General features: G+C 63.0%; 15 protein-coding genes. 9 read left to right on the top strand and 6 right to left on the bottom strand.

All coding sequences use genetic code 11. The features are described from left to right. The first annotated feature begins 342 nt into the window (after positions 1-342). Together Tam10B_RS04255 and Tam10B_RS04250 are read left to right on the top strand one after the other, a co-directional pair. On the top strand, positions 343-1,764 hold the full coding sequence (locus tag Tam10B_RS04255; RefSeq protein WP_093960017.1) for an MDR family MFS transporter: 1,422 nt from the start codon (positions 343-345) through the stop codon (positions 1,762-1,764). A 70-nt stretch (positions 1,765-1,834) separates the two neighbouring features. After that, positions 1,835-3,238 carry an MFS transporter gene (locus Tam10B_RS04250; protein ID WP_093960016.1) on the top strand — a complete coding sequence of 468 codons (1,404 nt, stop codon included), beginning with the start codon at positions 1,835-1,837 and terminating at the stop codon, positions 3,236-3,238. A 15-nt stretch (positions 3,239-3,253) separates the two neighbouring features. Here Tam10B_RS04250 and Tam10B_RS04245 read toward each other — a convergent pair whose 3' ends face one another. Further along, positions 3,254-3,919: a DedA family protein gene (locus Tam10B_RS04245; RefSeq protein ID WP_093960015.1), complete on the bottom strand. Its 666-nt coding sequence runs from the start codon at positions 3,917-3,919 to the stop codon at positions 3,254-3,256. Positions 3,920-3,982: 63 nt separating this feature from the next. Here Tam10B_RS04245 and Tam10B_RS04240 point away from each other — a divergent pair, with 63 nt between their 5' ends. Continuing rightward, on the top strand, positions 3,983-4,438 hold the full coding sequence (locus Tam10B_RS04240; RefSeq protein WP_198947522.1) for a GNAT family N-acetyltransferase: 456 nt from the start codon (positions 3,983-3,985) through the stop codon (positions 4,436-4,438). 59 nt (positions 4,439-4,497) lie between these two features. Here the strand turns inward: Tam10B_RS04240 and Tam10B_RS04235 are convergent, their stop codons facing one another. The 4 genes from Tam10B_RS04235 to Tam10B_RS04220 all read right to left on the bottom strand — a co-directional run bounded on the left by Tam10B_RS04235 (position 4,498) and on the right by Tam10B_RS04220 (position 10,250). Continuing rightward, on the bottom strand, positions 4,498-4,857 hold the full coding sequence (locus Tam10B_RS04235) for a hypothetical protein (RefSeq protein WP_093960014.1): 360 nt from the start codon (positions 4,855-4,857) through the stop codon (positions 4,498-4,500). A 39-nt stretch (positions 4,858-4,896) separates the two neighbouring features. Further along, the gene (locus Tam10B_RS04230; RefSeq protein WP_093960013.1) at positions 4,897-7,692 is read right to left on the bottom strand and encodes an ABC transporter permease; all 2,796 of its coding nucleotides are present in this window, start codon (positions 7,690-7,692) and stop codon (positions 4,897-4,899) included. Positions 7,693-7,705: 13 nt separating this feature from the next. After that, complete coding sequence (locus Tam10B_RS04225; RefSeq protein ID WP_093960012.1) at positions 7,706-8,407, bottom strand: ABC transporter ATP-binding protein; 702 nt, start codon at positions 8,405-8,407, stop codon at positions 7,706-7,708. Positions 8,408-8,948: 541 nt separating this feature from the next. Next, on the bottom strand, positions 8,949-10,250 hold the full coding sequence (locus tag Tam10B_RS04220) for an ABC transporter permease (protein WP_093960011.1): 1,302 nt from the start codon (positions 10,248-10,250) through the stop codon (positions 8,949-8,951). A 174-nt stretch (positions 10,251-10,424) separates the two neighbouring features. On the opposite strand from Tam10B_RS04220, the gene Tam10B_RS04215 reads away from it, so the two are divergent. Then, positions 10,425-11,096 carry a TetR/AcrR family transcriptional regulator gene (locus Tam10B_RS04215; protein WP_158214130.1) on the top strand — a complete coding sequence of 224 codons (672 nt, stop codon included), beginning with the start codon at positions 10,425-10,427 and terminating at the stop codon, positions 11,094-11,096. Between the two features lie 52 nt (positions 11,097-11,148). Then, positions 11,149-11,682: a DUF3592 domain-containing protein gene (locus tag Tam10B_RS04210; RefSeq protein WP_093960009.1), complete on the top strand. Its 534-nt coding sequence runs from the start codon at positions 11,149-11,151 to the stop codon at positions 11,680-11,682. A gap of 75 nt (positions 11,683-11,757) precedes the next feature. Here the strand turns inward: Tam10B_RS04210 and Tam10B_RS04205 are convergent, their stop codons facing one another. Then, positions 11,758-12,120, bottom strand: a complete 363-nt coding sequence (locus Tam10B_RS04205; protein WP_093960008.1) for a winged helix-turn-helix transcriptional regulator — start codon at positions 12,118-12,120, stop codon at positions 11,758-11,760. Between the two features lie 157 nt (positions 12,121-12,277). Here Tam10B_RS04205 and Tam10B_RS04200 point away from each other — a divergent pair, with 157 nt between their 5' ends. The 4 genes from Tam10B_RS04200 (at position 12,278) to Tam10B_RS04185 (ending at position 14,634) form a co-directional block, all read left to right on the top strand. Continuing rightward, a complete protein-coding gene (locus Tam10B_RS04200; RefSeq protein WP_158214129.1) occupies positions 12,278-12,793 on the top strand; it encodes a flavodoxin family protein in 516 nt (171 codons plus the stop codon). A gap of 51 nt (positions 12,794-12,844) precedes the next feature. Further along, entirely contained in the window at positions 12,845-13,564 is a 720-nt protein-coding gene (locus Tam10B_RS04195; protein WP_198947521.1) for an SDR family NAD(P)-dependent oxidoreductase, read from the top strand. A 91-nt stretch (positions 13,565-13,655) separates the two neighbouring features. After that, the gene (locus tag Tam10B_RS04190) at positions 13,656-14,078 is read left to right on the top strand and encodes a pyridoxamine 5'-phosphate oxidase family protein (RefSeq protein WP_093960005.1); all 423 of its coding nucleotides are present in this window, start codon (positions 13,656-13,658) and stop codon (positions 14,076-14,078) included. Positions 14,079-14,112: 34 nt separating this feature from the next. Next, a complete protein-coding gene (locus tag Tam10B_RS04185) occupies positions 14,113-14,634 on the top strand; it encodes an NAD(P)H-dependent oxidoreductase (protein ID WP_093960004.1) in 522 nt (173 codons plus the stop codon). Positions 14,635-14,654: the final 20 nt, after the last annotated feature.

Below are 14,654 nucleotides of genomic sequence, written 5' to 3'. Positions count from 1 at the left end.
CCCTCGACCGCGTTGGGCATCTACTTACGCAAGGACCTAGGGAAGAGGAGATAGATGTCTGCCGCAACGGGAAATCACCTAAGGAAGGGGCGTTATCCGTCCCCGAGCGCTTGTCCGCGGCGCCGATAGACTGATACGCGGATTTTATACGGGGAATCCTCGCGGGGGCTACGTCATCCATCCGTGTCTGACCATCAGCGTCAGGATTCATTCGCCGTGCCACCCGCATTCGCCCGGCATCGCACCGGCCCGCGGGAACGACGAATCGCGGAGGCACCACACGACGACCGAAATCGGCTGGATTCCGATCATGAGATATCTGCGAGGTGCCCTATGCCAGCCATGCCCGAAACCAAACGATCGAAAACTCCCGAACAAGCCGGGAAGCATCCGATCCTGCCGATCATCATCATGATGGTCGGCTCGTTCACCGCCATCCTCAATCAGACGCTGATGACGTCGGCCCTGCCGCACCTGATGCGCGAGTTCGACATCACCAGCAACACCGCCCAGTGGCTGAGCACCGGATTCATGCTCACCAACGGCATCATGATCCCGATCACCGCATTCCTGATCCAGAAGTTCACCACGCGGCAGCTGTTCTTCTACGCAGTGGGCATGTTCCTGTTCGGCACGATCGTGTGCACGGCGGCGCCCGGCTTCTGGGTGCTGCTCGCCGGCCGCGTACTGCAGGCGTGCGGCGCGGGCATCCTCATGCCGCTGCTGCAAACCGTGCTGTTCCTCACGTTCCCGCCGGAGAAGCGCGGCACGGCGATGGGCTGGTTCGGCCTGGTGATCGCGTTCGCCCCGGCGCTCGGCCCCACGCTGTCCGGTCTGATCATCGACTTCCTGCCGTGGCGGTTCCTGTTCGTGCCGCTGATCGTGATCGCCGTGGCCGTGCTCGCCGCCGCCATCCCCACGGTACGGAATGTGACCCGGCAGACCGACCCGAGCATCGACATCCCCTCGGTCGTACTGTCCACGCTGGGCTTCGGCGGCCTGCTGCTCGGCTTCAGTCTGGCCGGACAGGAGGGCTGGACCGCGCGCGAGACACTGGGGTCGCTCATCGTGGGCGCCGTGGCGTTGTGCGTGTTCATCGGTCGGCAGCTGCGACTCAAGCAGCCGATGCTCAACTTCCGCGTGTTCTCCCGCCCGATGTTCAGCCTGTCGATGATCGTGGTGGTGCTGGTGTTCGTCACGTTCATCACGACGATGAACATCCTGCCCATGTACATCCAGAACTCGCTCGGCATGACCGCGCTGCAGTCCGGTCTGCTGCTCATGGGCGGCGGCGTGGCCGAGGGCGTGTTCAATCCGATCGCCGGCAAGCTGTTCGACCGCTTCGGCATCCACAGGCTCGCACCGCCCGCGATCGCGTTGGTCGCCGCCTCGGCATTCGCACTGTCACGCATGGGCGCGGACACGCCGGCATGGTATCCGGCGGTGTTCTTCACGCTGATGATGACGGGCGTGGCGTTCTGTCTGATGCCGCTGACCACCACCGCGCTCAACCAGCTGACCGGCCCGCTCATCCCCCACGGCACGGCCATGAACAACACGCTGCGCCAGACGATGGCCGCCATCGGCATCGCCCTGTACTTCACGATCATGACCATGAACACGCTACCGGCCTCACAGGCGGAATCCGCGCAGGCCGGGCTCGCGCACGGCGTGGATATGGTGTTCGTCGTATCCACGGGCGTGGCGCTGGTCGCGTTCGTGCTGTCGTTCCTTGTTCGGGAACGGCCGAAGACGAACGCCTGACCGCCGTCATCGGCATCAACAGCATCAGAGGCAAGCAAAGTTCCACGGCTGGAGAGGAGAAAACGAAATCATGACGACCGCGGCAAACGCCACGCAACAGGGGCCCGAGATCACCGACCGTCAGCGCACGATGATCTTCTCGGTGCTGCTCGCCGCGTGCATCGCCGGCGCGTTCGCACAGACGTCGCTCACCACAGCGCTGCCCGCGATCATGACCGGGCTCGACATCTCCGCCGTGCTGGGCAACTGGCTGACCAGCGGATTCTCGCTCGCCATGGGCGTGATCATCCCCGCCACCGCGTTCATGATGAAGCGCTTCCCCACCAAGCCGCTGTTCCTCGTCGGCCTCGCCATGTTCGCCGCGGGACTGCTGACCGCGGCCGTCTCCACCAACTTCGCCATGCTCATGATCGCCCGCGTGATCCAGGCGCTCGGCTCGGGCATCTCGCTGTCCATGACGCAGGTCATCATCCTCGCCCTGTACGCGCGCACCGGCGTGGGCGCGGCCATGGGCACCTACGGGCTGGCCGTGAGCGCCGCACCCGTGATCGCGCCCACCATCTCCGGCATCATGGTCGACCATTGGGGCTGGCAGTCGATCTTCTGGGTGTCCGGCGGCATCTCCGTGATCGTGCTGTTGTTCGCCCTGCCGGTCATGCGCAACGTGCTGGAGACCACCGCCGACGCGCATCTCGACATCCTGTCGTTCATCCTGTGCGCGTTCGGATTCGTGGGGCTTCAGCTCGGCTCCAGCAACCTCGGTGTCAAACCGTTCCTCGGCCTCGACGTGGCGGGCGCGCTCGCCCTGGGCGTGGTGTGCCTTGCCGTGTTCGCCGTACGCCAATTCCACATCGACCGACCGTTCCTCGAACTGCGCATCTTCGCCACGCGCGACTTCACCGTGGCGGTATTGCTCAGCATGTTCCTCTACGCGGTGCTGATCGCCGGCTCCACGATCCTGCCGATCTACATGCAGCGCATGGCCGGGGCATCGGTCACCGTCTCCGCGCTCGCCATGCTGCCCGGCTCGCTGGTCATGGCGCTGACGAGTCCGATCACCGGGCGAGTCTTCGACCGGTTCGGCATCCATCCGCTGGCCATCGGCGGCATGACGCTGCTGGCCGTGACCATGCTGCCGTTCGGGTTCCTCACCGAGTCCACGCCGGTATGGTGGATCGCCGTGGTGTCCGCGGTGCGCTCGCTCGGCGTCTCCATGGTGATGATGCCGGCCGCCACATGGGGTCTGGCCTCGGTGGAACGCCAGTATGCCAGTGACGCCAGCGCCCTGCTCACCTCGCTGCGCACCATCGCCGGCGCGCTTGGCTCGGCCGTCTTCGTGGCGGTCATGGTGGCGTGCGGCGATAACCCGCGCGGCGCGAGCATCGCGTTCCTCGCCATGGTTGGTCTCACCGTGGTCGGTCTGGTCATGGCCATCGTCTTCTGCCGCAAGCACACGACCGGCAGCGGAAAATAGTCGTCGAATTACACGCTACTTGCGCGCATGCCTTCCGCGGCGGGTGCGTAGCTTGCGGGCCACATACCAGACGACGAACACGACGGCGGCCACGATCACCACGTATTCGAGACGGTCGAGGATCGTGAGGATGCCACACCACTGACCGCCGAGCAGATAGCCGGCCATCACCAGGAACGTGTTCCACACGGACGAGCCGATCGCGGTCAACAGCGTGAATCGCAGCGGACTGGTCTTGGCAATGCCCGCGGGGATGGAGATCAGACTGCGGACCACGGGGATCACGCGGCCGACCAGGATCGAGATGGAACCGTAGCGGGCGAACCATTCGTTCGCCTTGTCGATGTCGGAGGCGTCGGTCAGCGGCATGCGGTCGAACAGGCGGCGGATGCGATCCGCGCCCACGGCCCGAGCGATGCCGTACAACGCAAGCGCGCCGGCGACCGAACCGCAGGTGGCGCCGATGATCGCCTCGGCCAGACCCATATGTCCCTGGGCCGCGGTGAGTCCGGCCAACGGCAGGATCACCTCGCTGGGAATCGGAGGGAACAGGTTCTCAAGGAACACGGCGAATCCGGCGCCGAAGCCGCCCAACGTGCTCATCAGACCGACCAGCCACTGGGAGATGGCGCCGATGAAACCACCCGAATCGACCGGGCAGGAAGTAACAGGTAACGTCATCCTTTCACCATACGAAATACCCCCTGACCGGGAAACTCATTCGGCCCCCGTATACTGATGCGCATGGCACTGACTTTGACGATCAAGCGATTCGAGGACCTGACCGCGGCCGAGTTGTATGAGATCTACCGGGTGCGCGTGGCCGTGTTCGTGGTCGAGCAGGAGTGTGCGTACCAGGAGGTCGACGACGCCGATCGCCGCTGCTGGCATGTGTTCCTGCATGACGATGCCGGCATTGCAGCGTACTGCCGTGTGATCGACGCCGGCGTGACGTTCGACGAGGTGTCGATCGGCCGCGTGCTGTCCCTGCGCCGCGGACGGGGTCTGGGCACGCGCATCGTCGAGGAGGGGCTTGCCGTGGCGCGAGACCGCATGAACGCGTCGGTCGTGCACATCGAGGCACAGACCCATGCGCACGGTATGTACGAGCGGCTCGGCTTCGTGCAGGTGTCCGACGAGTTCCTGGAGGACGGCATCCCCCACATCGGCATGATCTGGCGCGCCGATGCAGCGCGATAACACGGCCGCGGACACCCACAAGCGACGGCCACCGGACGATTCGGTGATACCAAGCATCGTCATGACATACGATTCATATGCTTGGCGACCTGCGACGACGTACATGTCTCGCCGATCGCAGCCATTGCGGCAAGGTACTCGCGTCCCAAGGGAGTGGCCCGCTGCCAACGGGATACGTACAGCCCCTGATCCAGTTCGGCACGGACAACCGGCTCGCCTCGTTTCACGGCGTCAACGGCAATCGGATTGGAGTCCGAGGCGTTCCATGTCGCCTTGCCGTATGCCTGAATGAAATACGGATATCCGTTCGACAATTCGATCAGACGAGACAACGCCTCCTGGTCGAACGCATAGCCAAGTTCATGCGCCGGCTTCTGGAAGCCATCGGCCACGGCCTCGTCATCCAGACGACCGATCACACGATATTCGAATTATTCCGGTCATAAGGAGCAAGCCGGTCACTCGGGGCTCTTGAGGGCGCCGACCATGTCGATGCGGTCGAGGGAGCGGTTGGTGGCGCGGCTCACCAGCACGGTGAACAGGAACGCCAGCGCCGCGGCGGCCGCATAGCAGAACCATTGCACGTTGGGCACAATGTTCATGCCCGGCAGGTCGAGTTTGCTCACCAGGAATCCGAGCAGCGCGCGCCCGCACGGCAGACCGATCACGATGCCGATCAGGCTGAGCAGCATCATCTCCTTGTTCACGTAGCCATGCACCTCGCGTCTGCGGAAGCCAAGCACCTTGATGGTGGCGAGTTCGCGCTCGCGCTCGGAGATGTTCGTGGAGGCGAGCGTGTAGAGCACCACCACCGCGAGGATGGCGGCCATGACCACGATGAATCCGATCATCACGAAGAAGATGGCGAAGCTCTTGGAGAAGTCGCGCTGCTGCTTGGCCGCGCTGACCACCGACAGATACTGGTCCTGCCCGGACAGATCGTCGGCGAGCGCGATCTTCGCGTCACTGTCGCCTTTGGCCTGGATCAGGTCGGCGTTCACCGCGATGTCAGTGTCGAACGCCTTCTCGTATGCGGTCTGCGTCATGATCACGACGTTGCCGGTGTAGTACTGTGCCACGTCGATCACCGTCATGTCGGCGGTGTTGGCCATGGCGTCGGTCAGGGCGATCCTGCCGCCGGACGACAGGCCGAACGTCTTGGCCGCGTTGGCGGTCACCACCACGCCGGTTTTGTTCAGCGTGATCGGCGTGCCGTCGACGGTGTGCAGGTCGATGTAGTCGCCGATCGATTCGCCGTCCGGTATGACCATGAGTTGTGCGGTCAGTTTGGAATCCGAACCGGACTGTGCGGAATCGGACTGCGACGAATCGGAGCCGGCGTCGTCCTGCGCCGCGGACAGCGTGACCGACCCCACCTGCAGCGGCAGTGTGGACGTCACGCTGTCATTGTCGTCGAGCGACTTCTGCGCGTCGTCGTGGTCGGCGGGCTTGGTCACGGTCATGATGTCGTACGTGGAGATCTCGCCGTACTGGCGGGGCATCAGCGTGAGCGCGGAGTTGCCCATGCCGAATCCGGCGGTCATGAGCGCGGTGCAGCCCACCACGCCGACGATCACCATGAGCGCGCGGCTCTTGTACCGGAACAGGTTGCGGGCGGTCACCTTGCCGAGGAACGACAGGTGGTTCCACACGAATCCGATGCGCTGCAGGAAGATCGTGCGGCCGGCCTTGGGGGCCTTGGGACGCATGAGCTCGGCCGGGTCGAGGCGCAGCGAGCCGCCACACGCGACCATGGCGCTGCCGGTGATCACGATCACGAACAGCAGCACACCACCCACGGCAAGCGCCCAGTTGACGAGCAGCGGATATTCGGGCAGCACGTAGAGGCGCGACAGCATGCGCCGGGTGAACACGAACGGCAGTCCGGCCAGTCCCAGCAGGTCGCCGATCACGCCGCCGGCGAGGCAGGCGACGAGCGAATAGACCAGGTATTTGAGCATGGTTTCGCCGCGCGTGTAGCCGAGCGCCTTGTAGGTGCCGATGAGTTGGCGGTCCTCCTCCACCATGCGCGTGATAGCAGTGAGGCTCACGAGCAGCGCGATGATGAGGAACAGGGCGGGGAACATCGTGCCGAGGCGGGTGATCATGGCGCTCTGGGTCTTGACGTCCTCGTAGCTGGTGATGGCGCTGCGGTCGCGCAGGATCCATGTGGCGTTCGGGATGGAGTCGTTGATCTTGCTGCGGATCTGCTGTTCGGCGTCGTTGAGCTTCTGTTCGGCGGCGGTCTTCATAGGGTTGCCGTCGGGCATGGCGGCGATGGTCTGCCGCTGATCATCGAGCTGGGTGAGCGCGGTGTCGATGGCGGCGGCCTTCACCGTGTCGGTGCGATGACGTTCCTGAGTGGATTGGATGTGTTCGATATTCCCCCGCACGTCATCGACCTTGGTCAGGTAGTCGCTGTCGTAGGTGTTGAGCGCGGCCGCGTCGGACACGGTGATGACGGCGGACGTGTAGGGGCTTTCGGCGCCGGATGCGCTGAGCGACGCGGCGTCGACGAACATCGGGTAGACGGTCTTCATTCCGGAGACGAGGGCGAGCGGGCCGGACGGGTTGACGATGTCGTTGGGATCGACCGTCACGCCGACGATCGTGTATTTGCCGTCGGCGAAGGTGCCGGAATCGTTCGCATCGCCGTTGCCGTCCGACGATGTCGAGGCCGTCGATGTGGTCGCGGCGGTGCCGGCACCGTCAGGCTTGAACGTGAGCGTATCGCCGATCGACTTGCCGCTGTCATCGAGGTACTGACGGGTGACGGCGATCTCGTGATCGGCGCCCGGCAGCCGGCCTTCAGACAGGTATGGCTGGTCGAGTCGCTGATCGTTGAGCGCGGTCACGGTGGCGGACGCCTGTTTGCCGTCCACTTTGGTGGTCACGCTCTGGGAACGCACGCCGGCGGCCTTGTCAACGCCGTCCACGTTGCGCAGTGCGGTGATGTCGTCATCGTCGAGGCCGAGCGTGGAGACGATGCTGATGTCGTGCATGTGGGTGGCATCGAAGAAGTCGTCGAGGCCGCCGCGGATGTCGCGACCCACGGCGTTGAGCCCGCAGAGCATCATCACGCCGACCGCGCAGATCACCACGATGGCGGCGAATCGTTTGCCGTTGTTGGCGATGGCGCGCCAGGCGTCCTTCCACAGGGCCGTGCGGCGTTGTGTAGAGCGGCGGGACCGGCGACCCGGCGATGTTGACGATGTTGGGGACGCTGTCGCTACTGTCGTTGATGTCGTTGTCATGATCGCCCCTTCCCTACCATTCGATGTCGGCGATGGGCGTGGGGTTCGGGTTCGCCGTGATCTCGGTGACCTTGCCGGAGCGGAAGCGGATCAGGCGGTCACCCATGGGCGCGAGCGCGGAGTTGTGGGTAACGAGCGCCACGGTGATGCCGCGCTGGCGGCAGGAGTCCTGCAGGAGCTGGAGCACCTCCTTGCCGGTGTTGTAGTCGAGTGCGCCAGTCGGCTCATCGCACAATAGGAGCTTGGGGTCCTTGGCGAGCGCGCGGGCGATGGAGACGCGCTGCTGCTCGCCGCCGGACAATTGTGCGGGGAAGTTGGCGAGGCGTTCGCCCAGTCCCACCTTGTCGAGGGTTTCGCGGGCGTCGAGCGCGTTGGGGCAGATCTGGGAGGCAAGCTCCACGTTTTCCAGGGCGGTGAGGTTGGGCACGAGGTTGTAGAACTGGAACACGAAGCCGACGTCGAAGCGCCGGTAGTCGGTGAGCTGTGCCTCGGACGCCTTGGTGATGTCCACGCCGTCGAGGATCACGCTGCCGGAGGTGGCGCGATCCATACCGCCGAGGATGTTGAGCGCCGTGGATTTGCCGGCGCCGGAGGCTCCGAGGATGATGGCGAGTTCGCCCTGTTCGATGTCGAATGTCGCGTGGTCGAGGGCCTTGACGGCGGATTCGCCGCTGCCGTATTGCCGTACCACGTCGTGGAATTGCAGGAATGCCATGATGAATTCCCTTCGTTAGTGCTGCGGGTCGTAATAGTAGGTGCGCCCGTTTTTTGTCTGCTCTTGTCTGCCGTTTCGCGCACCATGCGCCGGCTCGTTCGGTACCGACAGTCATTTTATTCGACACAGTGTTTAATAAAATCCACAATATGGCTGAACCTGTGGAGTTTTTCCTGAATCGAAACCACGCCAGCCAGCCACCCATCGTCTTCAAACGGACTATCTACCGGAATGGAGGTCCTTTCGCCTCCCCGCACAGGCCTAACCCCCGAAAAAGAGGTCCTCTCAAAAGTAGACCCGCAGACAACACAAACAACAACAGGCATGTTTTTCAATAAAGCTATCCGGCGTTAGCCCCATATTGCGACGCTCTTCAAATCAAAGGACCTCCGTATCGCCGGTTAGGTATCCGCAACCCCCGCCAAGGACCTCCATTCCGGCGGATAGCCCACGATGCACACAAAAGGCCATTCCGAAAAGCTCGGAATGGCCCAATTGAACAAGAATGTGCTCGGACTCTTATCCCGTCCGCATCAAGTCATCATTCGTCGGAGACCTCCGCCCTGTGACGCCCAAGCGGCAGCAGACCAGCGCACACGAAGATCACCAGACCGACGCACAGGATGATCAGCAACGGCTCGGAGCCAACGTTCCACCAGCCGTCGCCACGGTAGAGCACGTCACGCACGCCATCGCCGATGAAATGCTGCGGCACCCAGCCGTACACCCAGTTCTGCCAGAACTCGGGCAGCAGTTCGTACGGCAGCAAGCCACTGGCCATCCCCAGTCCCAAGCCAAGTACGCCGCAGCCGAGCCCGAAGAACTTGTTGACATTCATCAGACCAAGGAACAGGGTCATCAGCGCGAAGCTTGCGAACCACAGGAATCCAAGCATGCCACCAGGCAGCCACCCGGATCCAAGCATGGCGAAGATGCAATCGGCACCAAGCGCCACACAGAATGCCCAGACGGCCGCCACCGCAAGCTCCTCACCGAACGTCGCCCAACGCTGAGTCCGATCGTCATAGTTCTTGCGCGCGAACGCACCTACGACCAGGAACGACACGAGCATCGACATCATGTAGACAGGCATGATGAGTACGTTCTGCCCCATCATCGTGGCGGTGGGCAGGCTGCTGTCGGCCGTTACATCACCTTTATTGAACACCGTAACCTTCACCGTGGCGCCGGTCTTTTCGAGCATGGCGGGCACGCTCTGCTTAAGCAGATTGGTGATCAGCGGACTCTTGGCATTGTCAATGACAAGCTTCACGGTCGCGCCGGTTTCGACAGCGGCAGATGACGACCCCGAAGCACCTGCGGACTGAGCCTGCTCCGCCGCGGCCTTCTGAAGAGAGGCCTGAACGAACTGCTGCGCAGCCTCACCGGTCAGTCCTTGCTGGGCAGCCTGCGCCTGCGCTTGCGTCATGACCTGCGCCAGCGCGGTGGCCGATTCGATGTTCTGCTTAACCGCGGCCTGCTTGACCGCCACCTGCTTGGCGGTGAAGTCCTTCGGCACCACGATGGCCGCATAGTAGTCACGGTTATCAAACCCCTCGTCAAGCTCCTTCTGCGTGGAGACCTTGACCCACTTGATCGACGCCGGCTCGTCGGAGTCGGACGATTTCGCGGATTCGGTGAGCTTGTCGACCATCATGTCGCCGACGTTCATATCGCCCCGCACGGTCTGCGCACCCTCGTCGAGGGACAAAATGGCCACCGGCAGTTCCTTCATATTGGCGTTCATCATCGGATAGAACATCAATGCCATAAAGCATGACACAAGGGCGATGGCCGCCAGCGGAGTGACGTATTTCGCATATCGCTGCATGTGCGTACGCATGATTTCCTCTTTTCCCGTACCTGTTGTGAAGCATGTCGCGATCCTCGCATCGCACGGATCCGGCCTATGCGTACAATGAGTTTATTCATCAGGGTGTCGAATAAAAATCCCCAACATTTGACACACTGTCGAGTTATCAACAAGGCCAAGCGCACGGCCGGAAGGAGACGAATCATGGCACGACCGAAAGCTGTCGAGCAACCGGCAACCGTAAAGATGCAGAACGCGTTCTGGAAACTGTTGGAGGAAAAGCCATACGACAGGATCACCGTCAGCGACGTCACCCGAACCAGCGGACTCAACCGCACGGCGTTCTACTACCACTACACGAACATCGTCGAACTGGCCGACGACGCCATCGCTTCGATTTATCAGGACGAGGGACTGATCGCATTCATCACCCGGCTGATCCGCAAGCCGGACGACATCGATCTGCATCACGAGTACAGCCACTTCATCAACGTTCCGCAATACCAGCACAGCGTGCACAAGATCTCGCTCATCACCGGATCACACGGCTCGACCGGTCTGACCAAGCAGCTGCAGAACTTCATCGTCGACATCTGGATGGACCTGATCGGGCTGGATAGCCAACGGCTCAACCCAGGCCAGCAGCTCATCGTCGACTTCGCATCCAATGGCATTCTCGGCGTGCTGGCCAACGCCAACGCATTATTCAATGCCGAAGGAGCCCAATGGATCGCCCGCACCCATCTGCCGGAAACGGTCTCGCACCTCATCAACTCCCTGCCCGGCATCACCGACGCCCAGTCGGAATCGAATGCGGGACGGACCGAGGCCCCGAATCAGCCGAACCATCTGGAGGAATCGGATCCGGCGGAGTAGATTTAACCCATATACCGCATATACCCACGCGAATGAAGGCAACGGAACCGCAATGACGCACACACAGATCACAATCCTGCTGCTCGCCACCCTCGGGCTTCCCGGACTGGCTCTGCTCATCGTCGGCATCGCCGTCATCGCCGTCCAACGCGGCAAGGCGCGTCGCTGCACGGCCGTGACCACCGGCTGGGTGATCGACTACCGCTTCCCCGGCGGGGACCAGTTCTACCCCGTGATCGGCTATCAGGTGGACGGGCGGGGCTACAAGGTCAACCGTCGGTTCCGCGGGTATGTCACCACCTCCAAGATCACGCCGCTGAACCCCTACGTGGATTCCGGGGCCTATGTGTCGGACAGGGACGTGCTGCACATGCGCTCCGGCATGGTCACAAACTACCGGACCATGGCACAGCAGCTGTGGCCGCAGGGCAGCACAATGCCCGTGTACTACGATCCGGCAAATCCGGCGCACGCGTTCGCGCAACGGGTGCCGAACTACACGCCGCCCGTGGGCATCATCTTCACGGCGTTCGGCGCAGCGATTCTGCTGGCCACCATCCCCATGGCGTTCGTACTGCTCGCCTAGCGACCGGCGGCCACCGTCGGGGCATCGTTTCGACGCTTACGGCGTCACATCCAAGGACGAGCGGCCGGCCAAGCGTCAGTCGCTTTCGTTTTCGCCGTCCTCCGCCGTGGGCTTGGCATCGAGTAGCAGCTGGCCCCATTTTTCGAATTCCTTGAGGGCGGGGATGATCGCGTAGCCGTTGTCGGTGAGCGAGTATTCGACGCGCGGCGGCACCTCGTTGTATTGGACGCGGTCGACGAGCCCGAATTCCTCGAGATCGCGCAGCGTGTTGGTGAGCATCATGTTGGTGATGCCGAGTTCGCGTTTGATCTCGTTGTATCGCGCCGTGCCGTGTTCGCTCAGAACGTACATGACGGGCAGTTTCCATTTGCCTTCGATCGCCTTGAACGCATAGCCGATGGCGCAGGTCGGCGCGGTGATTCCAACGTTTTCGCTCATGTCTTCCCATCCTAACATCGTCGTATCTCAAAAATCAGTTTTCTATACCTAGGTTGAAAAGTATATGTACTTATGTATTCTAGACATGGTTCAAGAAAACGACTATTACGAATCGCAACGATTCGGCCCCGCACTGGGAACGATCAAAGGAGCAATCATGAGCAAGCACATCCTCGTCATTCAGGGCAGCCCGACCAAGGGAGGCAACGCCGACATGCTCGCCGACGCGTTCATCGAGGGCGTCGAGGCGGCCGGCAACACCGCGGCGAAACTTTCGATCGCCGACATGAGCATCGCGCCGTACACCAGCCCGGATCAGCCGGAGGACGACATGACTCAGGTGATGGACGCCATGAAGGCGGCCGACGGCATCGTGATCGCCACGCCGACCTACTGGATGCAGTTCTCCGCACAGATCAAGGCGATGATGGACCGTATGCCGTTCGACGCGCACGACGATCTGGCCGGCAAGGAGTCCGCACTGCTGGTCGCCGGCGCCAGCCCCGAGGAGGTGCTTGCCAAGAACGTGCTCTCCTACTACGAGATGTGCTTCGGTGAGAGCCTCGAATGGAAGATCCGCGGCTCGGTGCTGGCCGCCGGCGTCTTCGCCCCCGGTCAGGTGGCCGCCACGCCGTATCTGGACAAGGCGCGCGAGCTCGGCCGCTCGTTCTGAGCAACCCGGGCAATACCGAAGTAGATTCGTCACACGGAAAGGACGCACATCATGCAGATTGCACTGATCACCGGCTCGGGCCGCAAGGGCGGCCTGGGCTACGAGACCGCCCGCCAGCTGGGCGAGGCCGGATACCATGTGATCCTCGCCGCACGCCGGCCGGAGACCGCGCAACTCGCACAGGAGCTCGTTGACGCCGGCATCACCGCCGACCATGTGGTGATGGACACGACCGACGAAGCCAGCGTCGCCGCCGCGGCAGCGGAGATCGACCGTCGATTCGGCCGGCTCGACGTGCTCGTCAACAACGCGGCGTCGATGCGCGCGGGCGCGTCCGTCGAGGAACAGGACCTTACCGAGATGCGCGCGGTGCTCGACACGAACGTGATCGGCACGTGGAACGTCACGCAGAAGTTCATCCCGCTGCTGCGCAAATCCAAGCACGGCCGCATCGTCAACGTGTCCAGCGGCGCCGGCTCCTACGGCGACCCTCAGTACGGGTTCCTGCACGGCGCGATGGGCATTCCGGCCTCCGGCTACGGCATCTCCAAGCTGGCGTTGAACGGTCTGACCATCAAGACCGCGAAGGAGCTGGCCAAGGACCACATCCTCGTCAACGCGGTGTGCCCGGATATCACCGACACGTTCGGCTCGGGCATGTTCGGCCGCCCGGTCGAGGTGAGCGCGAAAAGCGTGACCTGGGCCGCGATGCTGCCCGACGACGGTCCGACCGGCGGATTCTTCCGCGACGGCCAGCCGCTGCCGTGGTGAGCCCCGATCACCGCGCACGACCGCTACACACGATCACCGCACGTACCGCACCCAATCGAGCCTCACATCCAACACCAAGGAGCAACCGATCATGAACACCCTCAACGATGTCATCGAAGCCCTGCGCGGCGCCGGCGTCTTCTACCTTTCCACGGTGGACGGCGACAGTCCCAAGACCCGGCCGCAGGGATTCGTCATGGACTATGACGGCAAGCCGGCCTTCACCACGCATCATTCCAAGCCGACCTATGCGCAGCTGCAGGCGAATCCCCATGTCGAGGTGTGCGCGATGAACGGCCAGTTCGACTGGATCCGTCTGCACGGCACGGCACGGTTCATCACCTCCGAGGAGTCCCGTGCAAGGTGCGCCGCCGACAATCCCATGCTGCTGCGCACCTTCGCTCCCCTCGGCGGCGACTTCGAGGTGTTCGTGCTGGACGACGCCGAGGCCGACGTCTACTCGTTCGGCCCGGATGGCAACATCCTCAAACAGACCATCCGTCAGGCGGCCTAGCATAAGAGACGCAAGCCACATCAAGGAGACAATCATGAAGACTTTGGTTCTCGTATTCCATCCCGACCTCAAGGGTCAGTCCCGCGTCAACGCCGCGCTGGCAGCCGCGGCCGAGGAGATGCCGGACGTGACCGTGCGCGACGAGTACGCGCTGTACCCGGACGGCAAGATCGACGTCAAGGCCGAGCAGGCCGCCGTCGAGGCCGCCGACCGCGTGGTGTTCCAGTTCCCGCTGTACTGGCTCTCCTCCCCCGCGCTGCTGAAGACCTGGGAGGATGAGGTGCTCCAGCACGGCTGGGCGTACGGCAGCGACGGCCACGCGTTCGAGGGCACGGAGTTCGGCGTCGCCGTCTCCGCCGGATCCCCGGAGGAGGCCTACCAGACGGACGGCGCCAACAAGTTCACCATCGACCAGATCCTCGTGCCGTTCGAGGCCACGTCCAACTACGTGGGTGCCACGTGGATCAAGCCGTTCGTCACCTACAGCGCCTTCGGCATCACCGACGAGGCGCTGGCCGAGTCCGCGAAGAACTACCAGGCGTTCCTCGCCAAGTAGTCGGCGCGAGACGCATCCGC

This window comes from Bifidobacterium vansinderenii, assembly GCF_002234915.1.
In the GTDB taxonomy this organism is placed as follows: domain Bacteria; phylum Actinomycetota; class Actinomycetes; order Actinomycetales; family Bifidobacteriaceae; genus Galliscardovia; species Galliscardovia vansinderenii.
The sequence above is the reverse complement of the archived record's forward strand: the minus strand, read 5'-3'. Positions and strand labels throughout refer to the sequence as shown.